The sequence below is a fragment of the Planococcus halocryophilus genome (genome assembly GCF_001687585.2).
Lineage (GTDB): Bacteria > Bacillota > Bacilli > Bacillales_A > Planococcaceae > Planococcus > Planococcus halocryophilus.
In genome coordinates this window covers 1,259,501-1,273,754 of record NZ_CP016537.2, presented here as the reverse complement: position 1 = coordinate 1,273,754, position 14,254 = coordinate 1,259,501, and the positions used below count along the sequence as shown (strand labels likewise).

General features: G+C 39.9%; 12 protein-coding genes and 1 other annotated feature. Of the genes, 5 read left to right on the top strand and 7 right to left on the bottom strand.

The features are described 5' to 3' along the window. The first annotated feature begins 129 nt into the window (after positions 1–129). Positions 130–936, top strand: a complete 807-nt coding sequence (locus BBI08_RS06415; RefSeq protein WP_065527867.1) for a cobalamin-binding protein — start codon at positions 130–132, stop codon at positions 934–936. A gap of 98 nt (positions 937–1,034) precedes the next feature. Here BBI08_RS06415 and tyrS read toward each other — a convergent pair whose 3' ends face one another. Then, positions 1,035–2,300 (bottom strand): tyrosine--tRNA ligase, encoded by a 1,266-nt coding sequence (gene tyrS / locus BBI08_RS06410; protein ID WP_008497200.1) that lies wholly within the window; start codon positions 2,298–2,300, stop codon positions 1,035–1,037. 79 nt (positions 2,301–2,379) lie between these two features. Beyond that, positions 2,380–2,568 (bottom strand) — a binding site (T-box leader). A gap of 104 nt (positions 2,569–2,672) precedes the next feature. On the opposite strand from tyrS, the gene BBI08_RS06405 reads away from it, so the two are divergent. After that, a complete protein-coding gene (locus tag BBI08_RS06405) occupies positions 2,673–5,690 on the top strand; it encodes a transglycosylase domain-containing protein (RefSeq protein ID WP_008497201.1) in 3,018 nt (1,005 codons plus the stop codon). 90 nt (positions 5,691–5,780) lie between these two features. Here BBI08_RS06405 and acsA read toward each other — a convergent pair whose 3' ends face one another. After that, on the bottom strand, positions 5,781–7,499 hold the full coding sequence (acsA, locus tag BBI08_RS06400; RefSeq protein WP_008497202.1) for an acetate--CoA ligase: 1,719 nt from the start codon (positions 7,497–7,499) through the stop codon (positions 5,781–5,783). Between the two features lie 166 nt (positions 7,500–7,665). On the opposite strand from acsA, the gene BBI08_RS06395 reads away from it, so the two are divergent. Genes BBI08_RS06395 through BBI08_RS06385 form a run of 3 tightly spaced genes read left to right on the top strand, consistent with a single transcriptional unit; the run spans position 7,666 to position 10,114 of the window. Continuing rightward, entirely contained in the window at positions 7,666–8,298 is a 633-nt protein-coding gene (locus BBI08_RS06395) for a GNAT family N-acetyltransferase (RefSeq protein WP_008497203.1), read from the top strand. A gap of 23 nt (positions 8,299–8,321) precedes the next feature. Beyond that, a complete protein-coding gene (locus tag BBI08_RS06390; protein ID WP_008497204.1) occupies positions 8,322–8,966 on the top strand; it encodes an acetoin utilization AcuB family protein in 645 nt (214 codons plus the stop codon). After that, a complete protein-coding gene (locus BBI08_RS06385; protein ID WP_040850716.1) occupies positions 8,963–10,114 on the top strand; it encodes an acetoin utilization protein AcuC in 1,152 nt (383 codons plus the stop codon). Before BBI08_RS06390 ends, BBI08_RS06385 begins: the two co-directional genes overlap by 4 nt. Positions 10,115–10,220: 106 nt before the next feature. On the opposite strand, the gene ccpA is transcribed toward BBI08_RS06385, so the two are convergent. From ccpA to BBI08_RS06360, 5 genes are all read right to left on the bottom strand, one after another. Continuing rightward, positions 10,221–11,219, bottom strand: coding sequence for a catabolite control protein A (gene ccpA / locus BBI08_RS06380; protein WP_008497206.1), 999 nt, complete (start codon positions 11,217–11,219; stop codon positions 10,221–10,223). Between the two features lie 101 nt (positions 11,220–11,320). After that, positions 11,321–12,406 carry a bifunctional 3-deoxy-7-phosphoheptulonate synthase/chorismate mutase gene (locus BBI08_RS06375; RefSeq protein ID WP_065527866.1) on the bottom strand — a complete coding sequence of 362 codons (1,086 nt, stop codon included), beginning with the start codon at positions 12,404–12,406 and terminating at the stop codon, positions 11,321–11,323. Positions 12,407–12,576: 170 nt separating this feature from the next. Beyond that, positions 12,577–12,906: a bacillithiol system redox-active protein YtxJ gene (gene ytxJ / locus BBI08_RS06370; RefSeq protein ID WP_040850689.1), complete on the bottom strand. Its 330-nt coding sequence runs from the start codon at positions 12,904–12,906 to the stop codon at positions 12,577–12,579. Positions 12,907–12,922: 16 nt separating this feature from the next. Beyond that, complete coding sequence (locus tag BBI08_RS06365) at positions 12,923–13,675, bottom strand: YtxH domain-containing protein (RefSeq protein ID WP_065527865.1); 753 nt, start codon at positions 13,673–13,675, stop codon at positions 12,923–12,925. Between the two features lie 35 nt (positions 13,676–13,710). Further along, positions 13,711–14,202, bottom strand: a complete 492-nt coding sequence (locus BBI08_RS06360; RefSeq protein WP_065527864.1) for a DUF948 domain-containing protein — start codon at positions 14,200–14,202, stop codon at positions 13,711–13,713. Positions 14,203–14,254 lie beyond the last annotated feature (52 nt).

Sequence of the window (14,254 nt, the reverse complement as noted above, 5' to 3'; positions counted from 1 at the left end):
GAAAGCGTTCCTGAATTTTACAACTTGTGTTCTTTCTTCCTTATGATACTTTGTTTTCACAGTTTCTTCAAATAGGAAGAATTTTTTTCATTGGTCATGGTAAACTTGAAAAAATGGAGGTGGAGCTGGATGCGAATTATTTCGATTTGTCCAAGTAACACGGAACTTTTAGCATTTCTAGACGCTGAACATATGCTCGTAGGTATTGATGATTATTCTGACTGGCCAAAAGAAATTACGACATTGCCCAAACTCGGCCCTGATTTATCCATTCGAATGAACGAACTCGAAGCGTTAAAACCCGACTTAGTGTTGGCGTCATTGAGCGTTCCTGGAATGGAAAAAAACGTGGATGAATTAGTAAGACGGAACATCCCTCACATTGTCTTAGATCCACAATCATTAGATGAAATTGGAAAAGACTTATTAAAAGTAGCAGATGCATGCGGAATCAATGCGACAGCAATCCATTCTGAATACTTGGCCGTTATCGAAGACATCAAGTCACGTGGAAAACGAGCAAATACTTGTCCGTCATTATACTGGGAATGGTGGCCAAAGCCTGTATTCACCCCTGGCAACATTAACTGGCTTACTGAAATTAGCAGTATGACCGGTGCTCGTAATCTTTTTGACGATACGGATTCTGCCAATATTCAAACCGATTGGGCAGATGTACTAGAGCGTCAACCCGATTATATTCTACTCGCATGGGTTGGCATCTTAACGTCAAAAGTAAAACCTGAACTTGTCAAAAAACGTCCAGGTTGGACTGGCATGAAAGCTATCGATCATATTCATGTAATGGAAGAAGAATTGTATTGCCGCCCTTCTCCTCGTCTGATCGAAGGCGCTATCCGGTTAGGAAAACTAATTCACCCAGAAGAATTCGAAGATATGGAATTGCCTCATTTTATCAAAGAAAAACAAATATAACATATTAAAGGACAGCCCAAAATGAACTGCACCTCCATTGTTAGTTGTGTCTAACAATTTCGGTGCAGTTCAAAATTCGGCTGTCCTTTAAGTTATTCTTATTGGAATTGCACCATGTGGTATTTCTTTTTGCCTCGACGAATAATGGCAAATGCATCATCTAAACGATCTTTATCGTCGACGATGTATTCCAAGTCCGTCACTTTTTCGCCGTTTACAGAAATCGCGCCATTTGTAACGTCTTCACGAGCTTGTCTTTTCGAAGATGAAATGCCCGCTTCAACGATCAAATCTACTATCAACTTGTCTTCTTTTGGCATCTCTACAGAAGGAACATCTTTAAATGCAGCTTTCATTTCTGAAGAAGACAATGCTTTCAAATCACCACTAAACAACGCTTTTGTAATACGCTGAGCGTCAGCTAATGCTTCTTCTCCGTGAATTAGTTTGGTCATTTCTTCAGCCAATGTTTTTTGCGCTTTACGCAAGTGCGCTTCTGTTTCAACCGCTTTTTCTAATACCTCAATGTCTTCACGGCTAATAAACGTGAAAATTTTCAAGTACTTGATCACATCTGCATCTGCTGCGTTAATCCAAAACTGATAAAACTCGTATGGTGACGTCTTTTTCGGATCTAACCAAACAGCCCCACCAGCTGATTTCCCAAATTTGGTGCCATCCGCTTTTGTCACAAGCGGAATTGTAATACCGAAAGCTTTTGATTCTTCATCATGTGTTTTGCGAATCATTTCAAGACCTGTTGTGATATTGCCCCATTGATCAGATCCACCAATTTGTATGCGGCAATTGTGTTCGTTGTATAAATGATTAAAGTCAATCGCTTGGATTAACGTGTACGAAAACTCCGTAAACGAAATTCCCGTTTCTAGACGTGATGCAACTGAATCTTTCGCCAACATGTAATTCACGGAAATCAATTTACCGTAGTCACGTAAGAATTCAATCACACTCATGGCGCCGATCCAATCACGGTTGTTGACCATTTTCGCACCGTTTTCAGATTTAAAATCAAAAATTTGTTCCATTTGAACTTTAATCCCCTCAACGTTACGGTCAATTTGTTCAGTCGTTTGCAATTGACGTTCTTCGTTGCGTCCTGAAGGGTCTCCAATCATTCCTGTCGCTCCACCCACCAATAAAATCGGTTGATGACCATGCATTTGAAAACGACGTAATGTAAGTAACGGAACAATATGTCCAATGTGCATACTGTCTGCTGTTGGATCGACTCCGCAGTATAATGAAATTTTTTGTTCGTTTAATAATTTCTCCATACCTTCTTCATCCGTTTGTTGGTACAACAAACCGCGCCATTGTAAATCTTGAATTAATTCGTTCGTCATTGTTGTTCCTCCTTATAATATATTAATCAGATGAGAGTTTTACAAATCCACATAAAAAAGCCCCTGCATGAAAAATTCATGCAGGGACGCAATTGCGCGGTACCACCCAGCTTGGAGAACCTCGTCTCCCTCTCATCATGTGCCGAACGGGGCACTTCCGTAAACTCCAAACCTGTAATTCGATTCATGCATTTTGACCGGTTTTCACCACCCACCAGCTCTCTAAACAAAACTGCACAATCTACTTCGGATTCTTCACTGTTTAAATATGAAATATACTAGTATTTTACTTTATTATTGCAACTTGTCAATATGCTTAGATGCAATTATAAGAATATGATATACTATAAAAGATTTTAGGAGGGTGATAATGTGCGTGATAAATTTAAGTATTGGCTAGGAAAAGCTGAAGAAACAACCGATAAATTGACTTCAACAAAATGGTTCAAACGAATGAGCATAACGACAGGCGTTCTTTGGAATTTGGCATTGATTTTGGCGATTGTCTTGGTCACAATCGGTGTTTTTGCCGCTTCTGTTGGAGCAGGTTATTTTGCTTCACTGGTAGACGAGGAAAAGCTTCGTCCTAAGGAAGAAATGCTAAAAGAAATTTATAGTTTTGAAGAAACTTCCGAAATGTTTTTCGACAATGATGTTTATCTCGGAAAGCTTCAAACAGATTTGGAACGTAGAGTTACTTCATTAGACAATGTATCAGATTATGCAATAGATGCTGTTCTGGCAACTGAAGATGAGTATTTCCTTGAACACGAAGGAATCGTTCCAAAAGCTATTTTCCGCGGTTTGATGCAAGATGTGTCAAATGCAGACACCCAAACAGGTGGTTCTACCTTGACGCAACAATTGATTAAAAACCAAATTTTAACTAACGAAGTTTCTTACGAGCGAAAAGCAAAAGAAATTCTTCTTGCTATGCGTTTAGAGAAATTCATGGATAAAGACGAAATCATGGAAGCCTATTTGAACATCATTCCGTATGGCCGAATTTCTTCAGGTGCACACATTGCCGGTATTGAAACAGCGGCTAAAGGAATATTCAACGTATCGGCTAAAGATTTAAACTTGCCACAATCAGCATTTATTGCCGGCATTCCAAAATCTCCTTACACATACACTCCATACGCTGAAGGTGGTGTAGTAAAAGAAGGAGATGCATTAGCTCCAGCACTTGATCGAATGAGAACTGTTCTTTTCCGTATGAAAGAAACCGAATACATTACACAAAAAGAATACGATGAAGCAATGGCTTATGACATTGTTGCTGATTTCCGCAAAGACGAAAAACGCTCATACTCTGAGTTCCCTTTTGTCACAGTTGAAATTGAAAAACGGGCATCTCGAATCATTATGGACGTTTTAGCGGAGCAAAATGGAATCGACCCGATTACATTAGAAGAAAACAACAAACTTTATGAGGAATACGCAATTCTAGCTGATCGAGCTGTTAGATCTAATGGTTATCGAATCCACTCGACGATTGACAAAGACATTTACCTAGCTCAAGAAGAAGCTCAGAAATCGTATGAATCTTTTGGTACAACCGCATTAGGAAAAGGCTATAACGAAGTTGGAGAAGTAATAGACAAAGAATATCCTGTTCAACTTGGTAGTATTATGATTGAAAATGGCACAGGACGCATCATCAGTTTTGTTGGTGGCCGAAACCATGAAATTGAAAAGTTAAATCATGCGACTTCAGCATATCGCTCAATGGGTTCTACCGTTAAACCTTTATTGGTATACGCTCCCGCGATTGAATTAGGTCAAATTGGTGCTGGATCCCCTCTTGTCGATGTAAAATTCGAATATATGGATGGCAAAGATATATGGAGTCCTAGCAACTTTATCGCATCTAGTGAACAAGGAATTATGCCAGCAAGAGATGCGTTAGCACAATCTCAAAACTTACCGACAATTCGCTTGTTTGCTCAAATTCAACAACAAATGCCAATTCAGTATATGATGAATGCAGGTTTTACACGCGTTTTAGAAGATGAGAACAATAATTTAGCTTCTGCTTTAGGCGGTGGAATTGAAGCTTCGATTGAAGAAATCACTAATGGCTATGCAATGTTTGCGAATAACGGTCAATATGTAGAGCCAACCATGATTGATAAAATCGAAGACGCTGATGGAAACGTTATTTACGAACATAAAACAGAAACAAAAGAAGTCTTTACGCCTGCTACGTCTTATGTGTTAACAGATATGCTGCGCGATGTCTTTAAAACAGACCGTGGTACAGCAAATCGCGCAAATCGATTATTGAAATTCGATGCTGATTTTGCAGGTAAAACAGGTACTACACAAAGTACTACAGACGTATGGTTAGTCGGTTATAACCCGAACGTAACAATGGGATTATGGCTTGGCTACGATACAGAAAAAATCAAGTTATCAAAATTTGAAAACCGTGATTTACCCGCTTCATTACGTGTCAATCAAGTATGGGCTCGCTTAATGAACGCTAGTTACGATGCAAAACCAGAACTTGTTGGCACTTCAGAGAAATTTAAACAGCCTGATGGAGTTGTTACCAAATCGTTCTGTGGTATTTCTGGATTATCTCCAGATGAGGCCTGCAAAAATGCAGGACTTGTTCGTTCAGATTTATTTAACGCTAAAGCTATGTTGCCTACAGAAAAAGATGATAGTTTTACAAGCGGTTCGTATACAACAATTGATGGTAAACGTTTTGCCGTGTTGTCTAATACACCTAGCGACTTTATCTCAGGCGGTGGAATTGGTGTTTCACAAAAATACATCGATCGCATAATGGCTCCACTTGGAGGCGATGCAAGTAAACTATTCCCAGGCAACTCAAAATTCTCTTCGATTGTTGCAAGTGCCGAATTTAAAGCTGATGACGCTGCTCCTGGTGGTGTTCAAGCAGCTATTAACGGAAAAACCATTACATGGTCCAACTCTGGATCAAATGACGTTGTCGGTTATAGAGTTTACAAAGATGGTTCGCGTATAGCTTCTATTTCAGAAGCTCAAAGCAATTCCTATACGGCGGGTTCTCCTGGAAGCTATACGATTGTTGCAGTAGATATTACAGGAAAACAATCAGCGGCTTCAAACAGTGTCAGCATCGCTGCACCAAAACCTGAGCCGAAGCCAGAACCGAAACCTGAACCAAAGCCAGATCCTGAACCAAAACCGGATCCTGAGCCAAAACCAGATCCTGAACCAAAACCAGATCCTGAACCAAAACCGGATCCTGAACCAAAGCCAGATCCTGAACCAAAACCGGATCCTGAACCAAAACCAGATCCTGAACCAAAGCCGGATCCTGAACCAAAGCCGGATCCTGAACCGAAACCAGACCCTAAACCAGATAAACCGGCCGAAGGTGACGCAGCCTAACAACATTAACCCGATTCGCTTTATTAGCGAATCGGGTTTTTTTTAATTCAAAAAGCAGCGGACAGATAATACTGTCCGCTGCTTTTTTGATTAATCTTCCATTGTAGACAAATCGCCAGCTGGTAAATCCAATTCCCAAGCTTTTAAGACACGACGCATAATTTTCCCACTGCGTGTTTTCGGAAGTTTGTCTTTAAACTCAATTTCGCGCGGCGCAGCGTGTGCGGCTAATCCTTTTTTAACGAACTGCTGAATTTCTTGCACTAACTCTTCTGATGGTTCGTATCCATCAACCAAAGCCACAAACGCTTTGATGATTTCACCACGAATCGGATCTGGCTTACCGATAACCCCTGCTTCAGCAACTGCTGGATGTTCCAGCAATTTACTTTCTACTTCAAACGGTCCAACACGCTCTCCTGAAGTCATAATAACGTCATCTACACGCCCTTGGAACCAAAAATAACCTTCTTCATCCATATAAGCCGAATCTCCCGACACATACCATTTATCCTTCAAGAAATACGAATCATATTTCGCTGGGTTGTTCCAAATTTGGCGCATCATTGATGGCCAACCTTTTTCAATCGCCAAGTTCCCCATTTGGTTTGGTGGCAATTCATTTCCTTGATCGTCAACAATAGCCACATTCAGTCCAGGGATTGGTTTCCCCATAGAGCCTGGTTTAATCGTCATCGATGGATAGTTACAAATAGTCTGCGCACCTGTTTCTGTCATCCACCATGTATCATGAATGCGTTTATCAAACACTAGAGCTCCCCATCTCACCACTTCTGGGTTTAACGGTTCACCTACTGACAATACATGTCGAAGTGTAGACAAATCGTATTCTTTTACTAATGCATCTCCTGCTCCCATTAACATGCGGAAGGCGGTAGGCGCACTATACCAAACCGTTACACCAAAGTCTTCAATCGCTTGATACCAACCTTCCGGTGAAAATCTTCCACCAAGGATAACCGTAGTAACCCCATTTAGCCAAGGAGAGAATACACCGTAAGCGGTTCCAGTTACCCAACCTGGGTCAGCTGTACACCAGTAAATATCAGTTTCGTTGAAATCCAAGACCCATTTACCTGTTTGGTATTGCTGGACCATCGCATATTGGGCGTGCAAGACGCCTTTTGGCTTACCCGTAGATCCAGAGGTATAGTGGAGAACCAAGCCGTCTTCCTTGTCTAACCATTCAACATCAAATTTATCAGAGCTAACTGGTAAATTTTTCATGACATCAATGTAACCGTCTTGCTCTTTGACATCATCCCCTACTAGGAAAATTGTTTCTAATTCTGGCAAACGGTCATAAGGAATACGCTCTAACAACTCCGGGGTTGTAATAATCGATTTGGCTTTGCTGTCATCAAGACGATCGTAAATCGCCCCTTCCATGAACGCTTCAAAAAGCGGTCCAACAATAAGACCCATTTTCAAGGCCCCAAACATTAAGAAATACAATTCCGGAGAACGTGGCATAAAAATGAAAATACGATCTCCTTTTTCAAGGTTTGAATTAGCTTTTAGCAAATTCGCCGCACGGTTGGTCATGCGCTTCATTTCATAAAATGTATACGACTCATTTCTATTTTGATCTTTATAATAAAGAGCAACTTTGTTTTTTCGGTCAGATTCAGCATGACGATCAATTGCTTCATGAGCCATATTTACTTTGCCGCTTTTGTACCAACTAAATTCCTTCTCGACTTCTGTCCAATCGAAGTTAGCTGCTGTCTCTTCATAATTATGTAATTGATGTACTCCTGATTTTGCTGGTAATGCTTCAACTTTCATTCCATTCACCCTTTCTCATTGATTACTTACATTCTACAACAATGTCACAATTGAATGCGAATTATTTCAATTGTTTAGAAAAAACAGCTAATTCTGTCTGCTTTTTTCCAAAATGACAAACGTTCATGTATAATGAAACTAATTGCATCTGACAGGCGGTGAAATGATGGAACACAAAAAAATGTATAACTCTATGGAATTGGAAACTGCACATGGCCCGATTATTATCGAAGGCCCCATTGCAGGAAAAGAATTAAGCGAGCTTGAGTTTCACGAAAATTTAGTGGCTTTTAGACCACCAGCACAGCAGCATAAAGCCATTATCGAAATTGCGGATTTACCAGAAGGACGCATTCTTATCGTGCGCTCAGACAAGATGATTGTCGGCTATGTCACATTCTTATACCCCGATCCTCTAGAACGTTGGTCGGAAGGAAATATGGACAACTTAATCGAGCTTGGAGCAATTGAAATCATTCCAAAATACAGAGGCAACGGAGTCGGAAAAGCTTTACTGAAAGTTTCAATGATGGATGATGCTTTTGAAGATTTCATCGTTATTACGACTGAATATTACTGGCATTGGGATTTAAAAGGAACCGGGTTAAATGTATGGGAATACCGAAAAGTGATGGAAAAAATGATGCAGGCCGGCGGTTTGGAATACTATGCCACCGATGACCCTGAAATCAGCTCACATCCAGCGAATTGCTTGATGGCCAAAATTGGCAGCCGTGTCGATAATGAATCCATTCAAAAATTTGACAGACTCCGGTTTATGAATCGCTATATGTATTGATTTAATTTTAAAGGGGTGCTTTTATGTTAGTCGAAGAAATTATGAAAACCGATGTGTATACATTAAGTTCAGAGCAGACGGTTCAAGACGTTATGGATTTGTTTAAAGACAAACGAGTTCGACACGCACCGGTAGTCGATGATGGAAAAGTCGTCGGTATCGTGACAGATCGGGATTTAAAAGAAGCAGTTCCTTCTCGGTTTACCGTAGCACCTAAAGGTGAACCGTATAAAAAGAAAGTGGCAGAAATTATGACAGCTAACCCGGTTATCGCTCACCCGCTCGACTTTGTCGAAGAAGTAGCGATGATTTTCTATGAACATAAAATTGGCTGCATTCCTGTTGTAAGCAACGAAAAACTTGTAGGTTTCTTAACAGAGACAGATCTTTTATATACTTTTATCGAATTAACAGGGGCGCATCAGCCGGGTTCACAAATTGAAATTCGAGTTGATGACCGATCTGGCGTCTTATATGAAGTTTCGAAAGTTTTTCAGCACCAAAATGTTAATGTGTTGAGTGTGCTTGTATACCCCGACAGAGTAAATAAGGCGAGTAAAATTTTAGTTTTTCGTGTTCAAACGATGAACCCTCTGGCGATCATCAATGAGCTACGAAAAGAAGGTTTTGATGTTTTATGGCCAAGCACGCCACAAGTGAACGAATGAAGCACGCAGTGTTCATCTTTTCAGAAGATCAATTGGGGTATAAATTTTCTGAAACACATCCATTTAACCAGAAAAGACTCGTCTTAACGATTGATTTATTAAAACAAATGAACGCGCTCTCAAGTGATTTAATCGTTCCTGCACGCATTGCGACAGATGAAGAGTTATTATTAGCTCACGATCAGCGCTATATCGACATCGTTAAAAAAGCGAGTCGTGGAGAAATAACACCTGAAGCCGGTGAAAGTTATGGTATCGGAACAGACGATACTCCTATTTTTGAAAATATGCATGAAGCAAGCGCACGTTTAGTTGGCGGCACATTGACAGCTGTCGATTACGTCATGGAAGGTAAAGCTCAGCACGCATTAAATTTAGGTGGCGGACTTCACCATGGCTTTAGAGGCAAAGCATCTGGTTTTTGTATTTATAATGACAGTTCAGTCGCTATCAATTATTTAAAAACCAAATACAATGCTCGCGTACTTTATATCGATACGGATGCACACCACGGCGATGGCGTTCAATGGAGCTTTTATGATGACCCTGATGTTTGTACCGTTTCTATTCATGAAACAGGTCGTTATCTTTTCCCTGGAACGGGCAACATTAATGAGCGAGGCAGCGGTCAAGGATACGGCACGTCCTTCAACTTTCCTATCGATGCATTTACAGAAGATGAATCTTTTCTTGAGATTTACAGAACATCTATGAGGGAAATCTTTGAATTTTTTAAACCGGATGTGATTTTGACACAAAATGGTGCAGATGCCCATTATCTTGACCCTCTGACCCACTTGTACGGCACGATGGAAATTTACAAGGAAATACCTAAGATTGCACACGAACTTGCTCATGAGTATTGTCAGGGCCGTTGGATAGCTGTTGGTGGCGGTGGTTACGATATTTGGCGTGTTGTCCCTCGAGCTTGGTCGTTAATCTGGATGGAAATGAACAATTTCCCTCTTCCTTCAGGAAAGCTACCAACTTCTTGGGTAGAAAAATGGCAACCAGAGTCCCCTGTCAAATTAATCGATTCATGGGAAGATCCACCGAATATGTACAAAGCCATACCACGAAAAGCAGAAATTACCGATAAAAACCTACAAATGCTTAATAAAGCCTTATACATGATTCGTAATAATTAACGGAATTAAGCTTTGTTTTTCCACAAAAAAGAAGACACCTTGCTTGGATAAAATGATCCAGGAAGCGTGTCTTCTTTTTTGTAATTATTATTTTCAAAAAGGAATATTAATCGTTTTTTGTCGATTCTCTTTCTTCGATTCGATATGGAAGAATAACTTGCTTTTCTTCAATCTCTTCGTTATTCATGTATTTTGTTAATAAGCGCATCGAAACTGCTCCAATATCGTAAAGCGGGAAAGCAACAGAAGTCAACATTGGACGCGCCATACGTGCCAATTTAGAATTTTCATAACTAATCACTTCGACATCCATTGGGATTTTCTTCCCTTGCTCTTCTACTGCATGAATAACTCCAATAGACATTTCGTCATTGCTGACAAAATAAGCAGTTGGCTCAACAGGAGCTAAAGTTTGAACAGCCTCCATAGCTTCATCGTATGAATTATTACACTCTACAATAAGCTTTTCGTCATAGTCAATGCCAGCATCTGCTAGTGCTTCTTTATACGCTTTTAGCTTGTATTCTTTGTTAATCATTGACGTTAACGGTCCGATAATAAAGGCGATTTTTTGGTGTCCGTTATCGACCAATTTTTTCACAGCTTCATAAGCTGCACCGTAATAATCGATATTTACCGAAGCAATCGCCGCTGATTCATCAATAGAGCCAGCTAACACGATTGGTGTCGGCGAACGTTCCATTTCTTTAAGAAGTTCAGCAGAAATTACATCACTCATAAAGACAATTCCGTCTACTTGTTTTCCGAGCATGGTTTCCAGTAACTGAAGTTCTTTGTTTTCGTTTTGATCTGAGTTGGATAAAATAATGTTGTAGCGATACATTGTCGCGATATCTTCAATTCCACGGGCCAATTCAGCGTACATGCTATTGGAAATATCGGGTATGATGACGCCGACCGTCGTTGTCTTTTTACTTGCCAGTCCACGAGCAACAGCATTTGGACGATAGCCCAATTCTTCTATCACTTTTAATACTTTCTTTCTTGTAGCCGGTTTAACGTTTTGATTGGCATTAACTACACGTGACACAGTAGCCATGGAAACGTTTGCTTCTCTTGCCACATCATATATCGTAACGGTCATTGTGCGCCCTCCTTTTCCAGTCTTTCTTTAATCATACGATAAAAACTTCATGAATATCAACTAAAAAAAAGAAAAGCCGGAGTAACTCCGACTTTTCCGATTTATATTTTCATTTCGTATTGTTTCATGAATTTCATCAATGCATCGTAGTACTCATCGAATTGGCCAATATCCATTTGCTGTTGAGCATCAGATAATGCTACTGCTGGATCTGGGTGAACTTCAGCCATAACGCCGTCTGCACCAATTGCGATTGCCGCTTTGGCAGCAGGAAGCAATAAGTCACGACGACCTGTTGAGTGAGTTACGTCTACAAATACCGGAAGATGCGTTTCTTGTTTCAAGATTGGCACAGCCGAGATATCTAATGTATTACGTGTCGCTTTTTCGTATGTGCGAATTCCACGTTCACATAAAATGATGTTTTCATTTCCTGAAGCAATAATGTATTCAGCTGCATGGATAAATTCATCCACAGTTGCTGACATCCCACGTTTTAGTAAAACCGGCTTATTGATCGAACCTACAGCTTTTAGCAATTCGAAGTTCTGCATATTACGTGCGCCAACTTGTACAACGTCAACGTAATCAAGAGCAGCTTCTAAATGCGAAGGTGTCACGATTTCTGAAACAACTGCTAAGTTGTATTGATCAGCTGCTTTTTTCAGCATCTTCAAGCCTTCTAAGCCTAGCCCTTGGAAATCATAAGGCGATGTACGTGGTTTGTAAGCTCCCCCACGAATCATTTTCAATCCTTTGCCGCCAATAGCTTCTGCAACTTTCATTACTTGCTCTTGAGATTCTACTGCGCAAGGTCCAAAAATGAATGATGGATCTCCAGCGCCAACTTGTTCGCCGTTAATATTGATAATCGTATCTTCAGCTTTTTTCTTACGTGAAACAAGTAATGCTTTGCGGATATCTTCTTCTTGCATATCCAATGCTGATTTGAAAATTTCTTTAAAGATATGATCAACTGTTTTCTGATCTAGTGGTCCAGCATTATTTTCTTTTAACAGATTCAACATATGGCGTTCACGCAACGGATCGTAGCGGTTAACACCTTGTTTTTCTTTTGCTTTTCCGATCTCTTGAATTACGGAAGCTCTCTCATTAATAAGAGACAGAATCTGCAGGTTGACTGCGTCCACTTTTTCTCTTAGCTGCTCTAACTCTAAATTACTCATTCTATAACTTCCCCTTTCGCGATTAACCTTTATCAGGTGACGCATATTAACTTGATAGGACTATTATAAGCAAACTATTCAGGAAAGTCACGTAAAATGTTTTAACGCTTCAACGCGCTAAAGTATTTAGACCATGAAAAAGCCGAAGCATCAAGGCTTCGGCTTTCTTGTTAGGCGATAAATTCTTTCATAAACTTACTTTTAATTTTGTTGTGGGAAGCATTCCAGTCCATTTTTTGACTCGCAAAGTGAAATAATTGTGGTGACTCATGCCTTACTCCTGTAATTTCTTCAATCGCTTTGGAAAACTCTCGACTTTCCTGAACGACGAGGTATAAGAATAATTGATTCGGATGCAATGAGGCATATTCATTATATTCATTCCACGCTCCAGCGGACACTGGGCACGTACTGCTATGTTTAAACAGCCAGTAATGTTGATTACTTCCTACTGCCTGTTTTAGACTGTCCATACTGTCTACACGCATTAAGTTTTTCATCTAAACCGCTCCCAAATTAATTCTTTTGATCGTAATTCTTGTTTGAACCATTTGATGATTTATTGCTGTTGTTGTTGCTGCTGGTCGTGTTTGGAGCTTTGCTTGTATTTGCTGTATTGCTGTTCGTATTGCTGCCTGTATTGCCAGCTGTTGACGAACTTGTATCTGGTTTTTTTTCTTCTTTAACTTCTTCAACTGCTTGTTTTAACGCATTGGCAGTTGACGTGAATTCATCAGAACTTTTAGTCTCAGGTTGGTTTTGTGTATTTTGAACTGTCGAAAGAATATCAATCGACTCTTCGCCTTCTGATGAAGCGGTACCATCGTCCATTGGAGAATTTCCAGCTTTCATGTTTTTCACTTTTTCAACTACTTTAGTAGATTGTTCTTTTAGTTGATGCGCAAAACCTGCCCCATCTTCACTAAAATCTGCTTGTTGAGAAGCTTTTTCTTTTAAAGTTGTCGCTTGTGTTTTTAGGTCCGCTTGTAATTCTTTACCTGTTTTAGGTGCTAGGAATAAAGCAGCTGCTGCTCCGATAACACCACCTACTAAAATACCAACTAGGAAACTTGAGCCACCAGATGACTCTTCGTAATCATAAAGGTCGTCATAGCGATTTGATGCACCATAAGATTGCGGCACATAATCACTCTGTTGATAATTTTTTTCATTGTTTTGTCTGTATTGGCCACCTTGTGTATAATAATCTTGGTTATTTTGTGAATCGTTACCATTAGACTGATTGTACTGGTCTTTATTTCTGCTCATTAAAATTCTCCTCCATTTAGTTAGTAGTAAACGTTTTAATATTGACCGTTATGAGGTAATTTTTTCTGTCCTGGTACCGGAGTTTGTGTTGCATTTGTACTAGCTTCGTAAATCTTGCGCTCGTTCCATTTCTCACGGATGCCCATAAAGACGTTACTCCATTGAACTACTTGAGCAATCTTGTCTTCGTTTTGTTCTACTTGCACACCAACGCGTGACGTAATGCTGCGAACAGTTGAATTTAAATCAGTAACAGAGTTGCCGACACCTTTAACTGCATCTACCACTCCATTTAATTTTTCTGATTTCACTTGAATGTCTTCAGCAAGTTCATTTGTTTTATGCAATAAGTTTGTCGTTTCCAACGTTACCCCTTGCAATTGATTTTCAAGACCAGCAACGGTACCTGAAACTTCTTTTAATGTGTTTTTTAATGAATTTAATGTCATTGCCAACGCTACGCATAAAATTAAGAATCCAATAGCGGCTACGATTGCGGCAATGTAAAGTAAAATCTGCCAATCCATCTTGTTTCCTCCTTTTAATTAAATTATGTTATATCCTTTTCTACTTCTACCC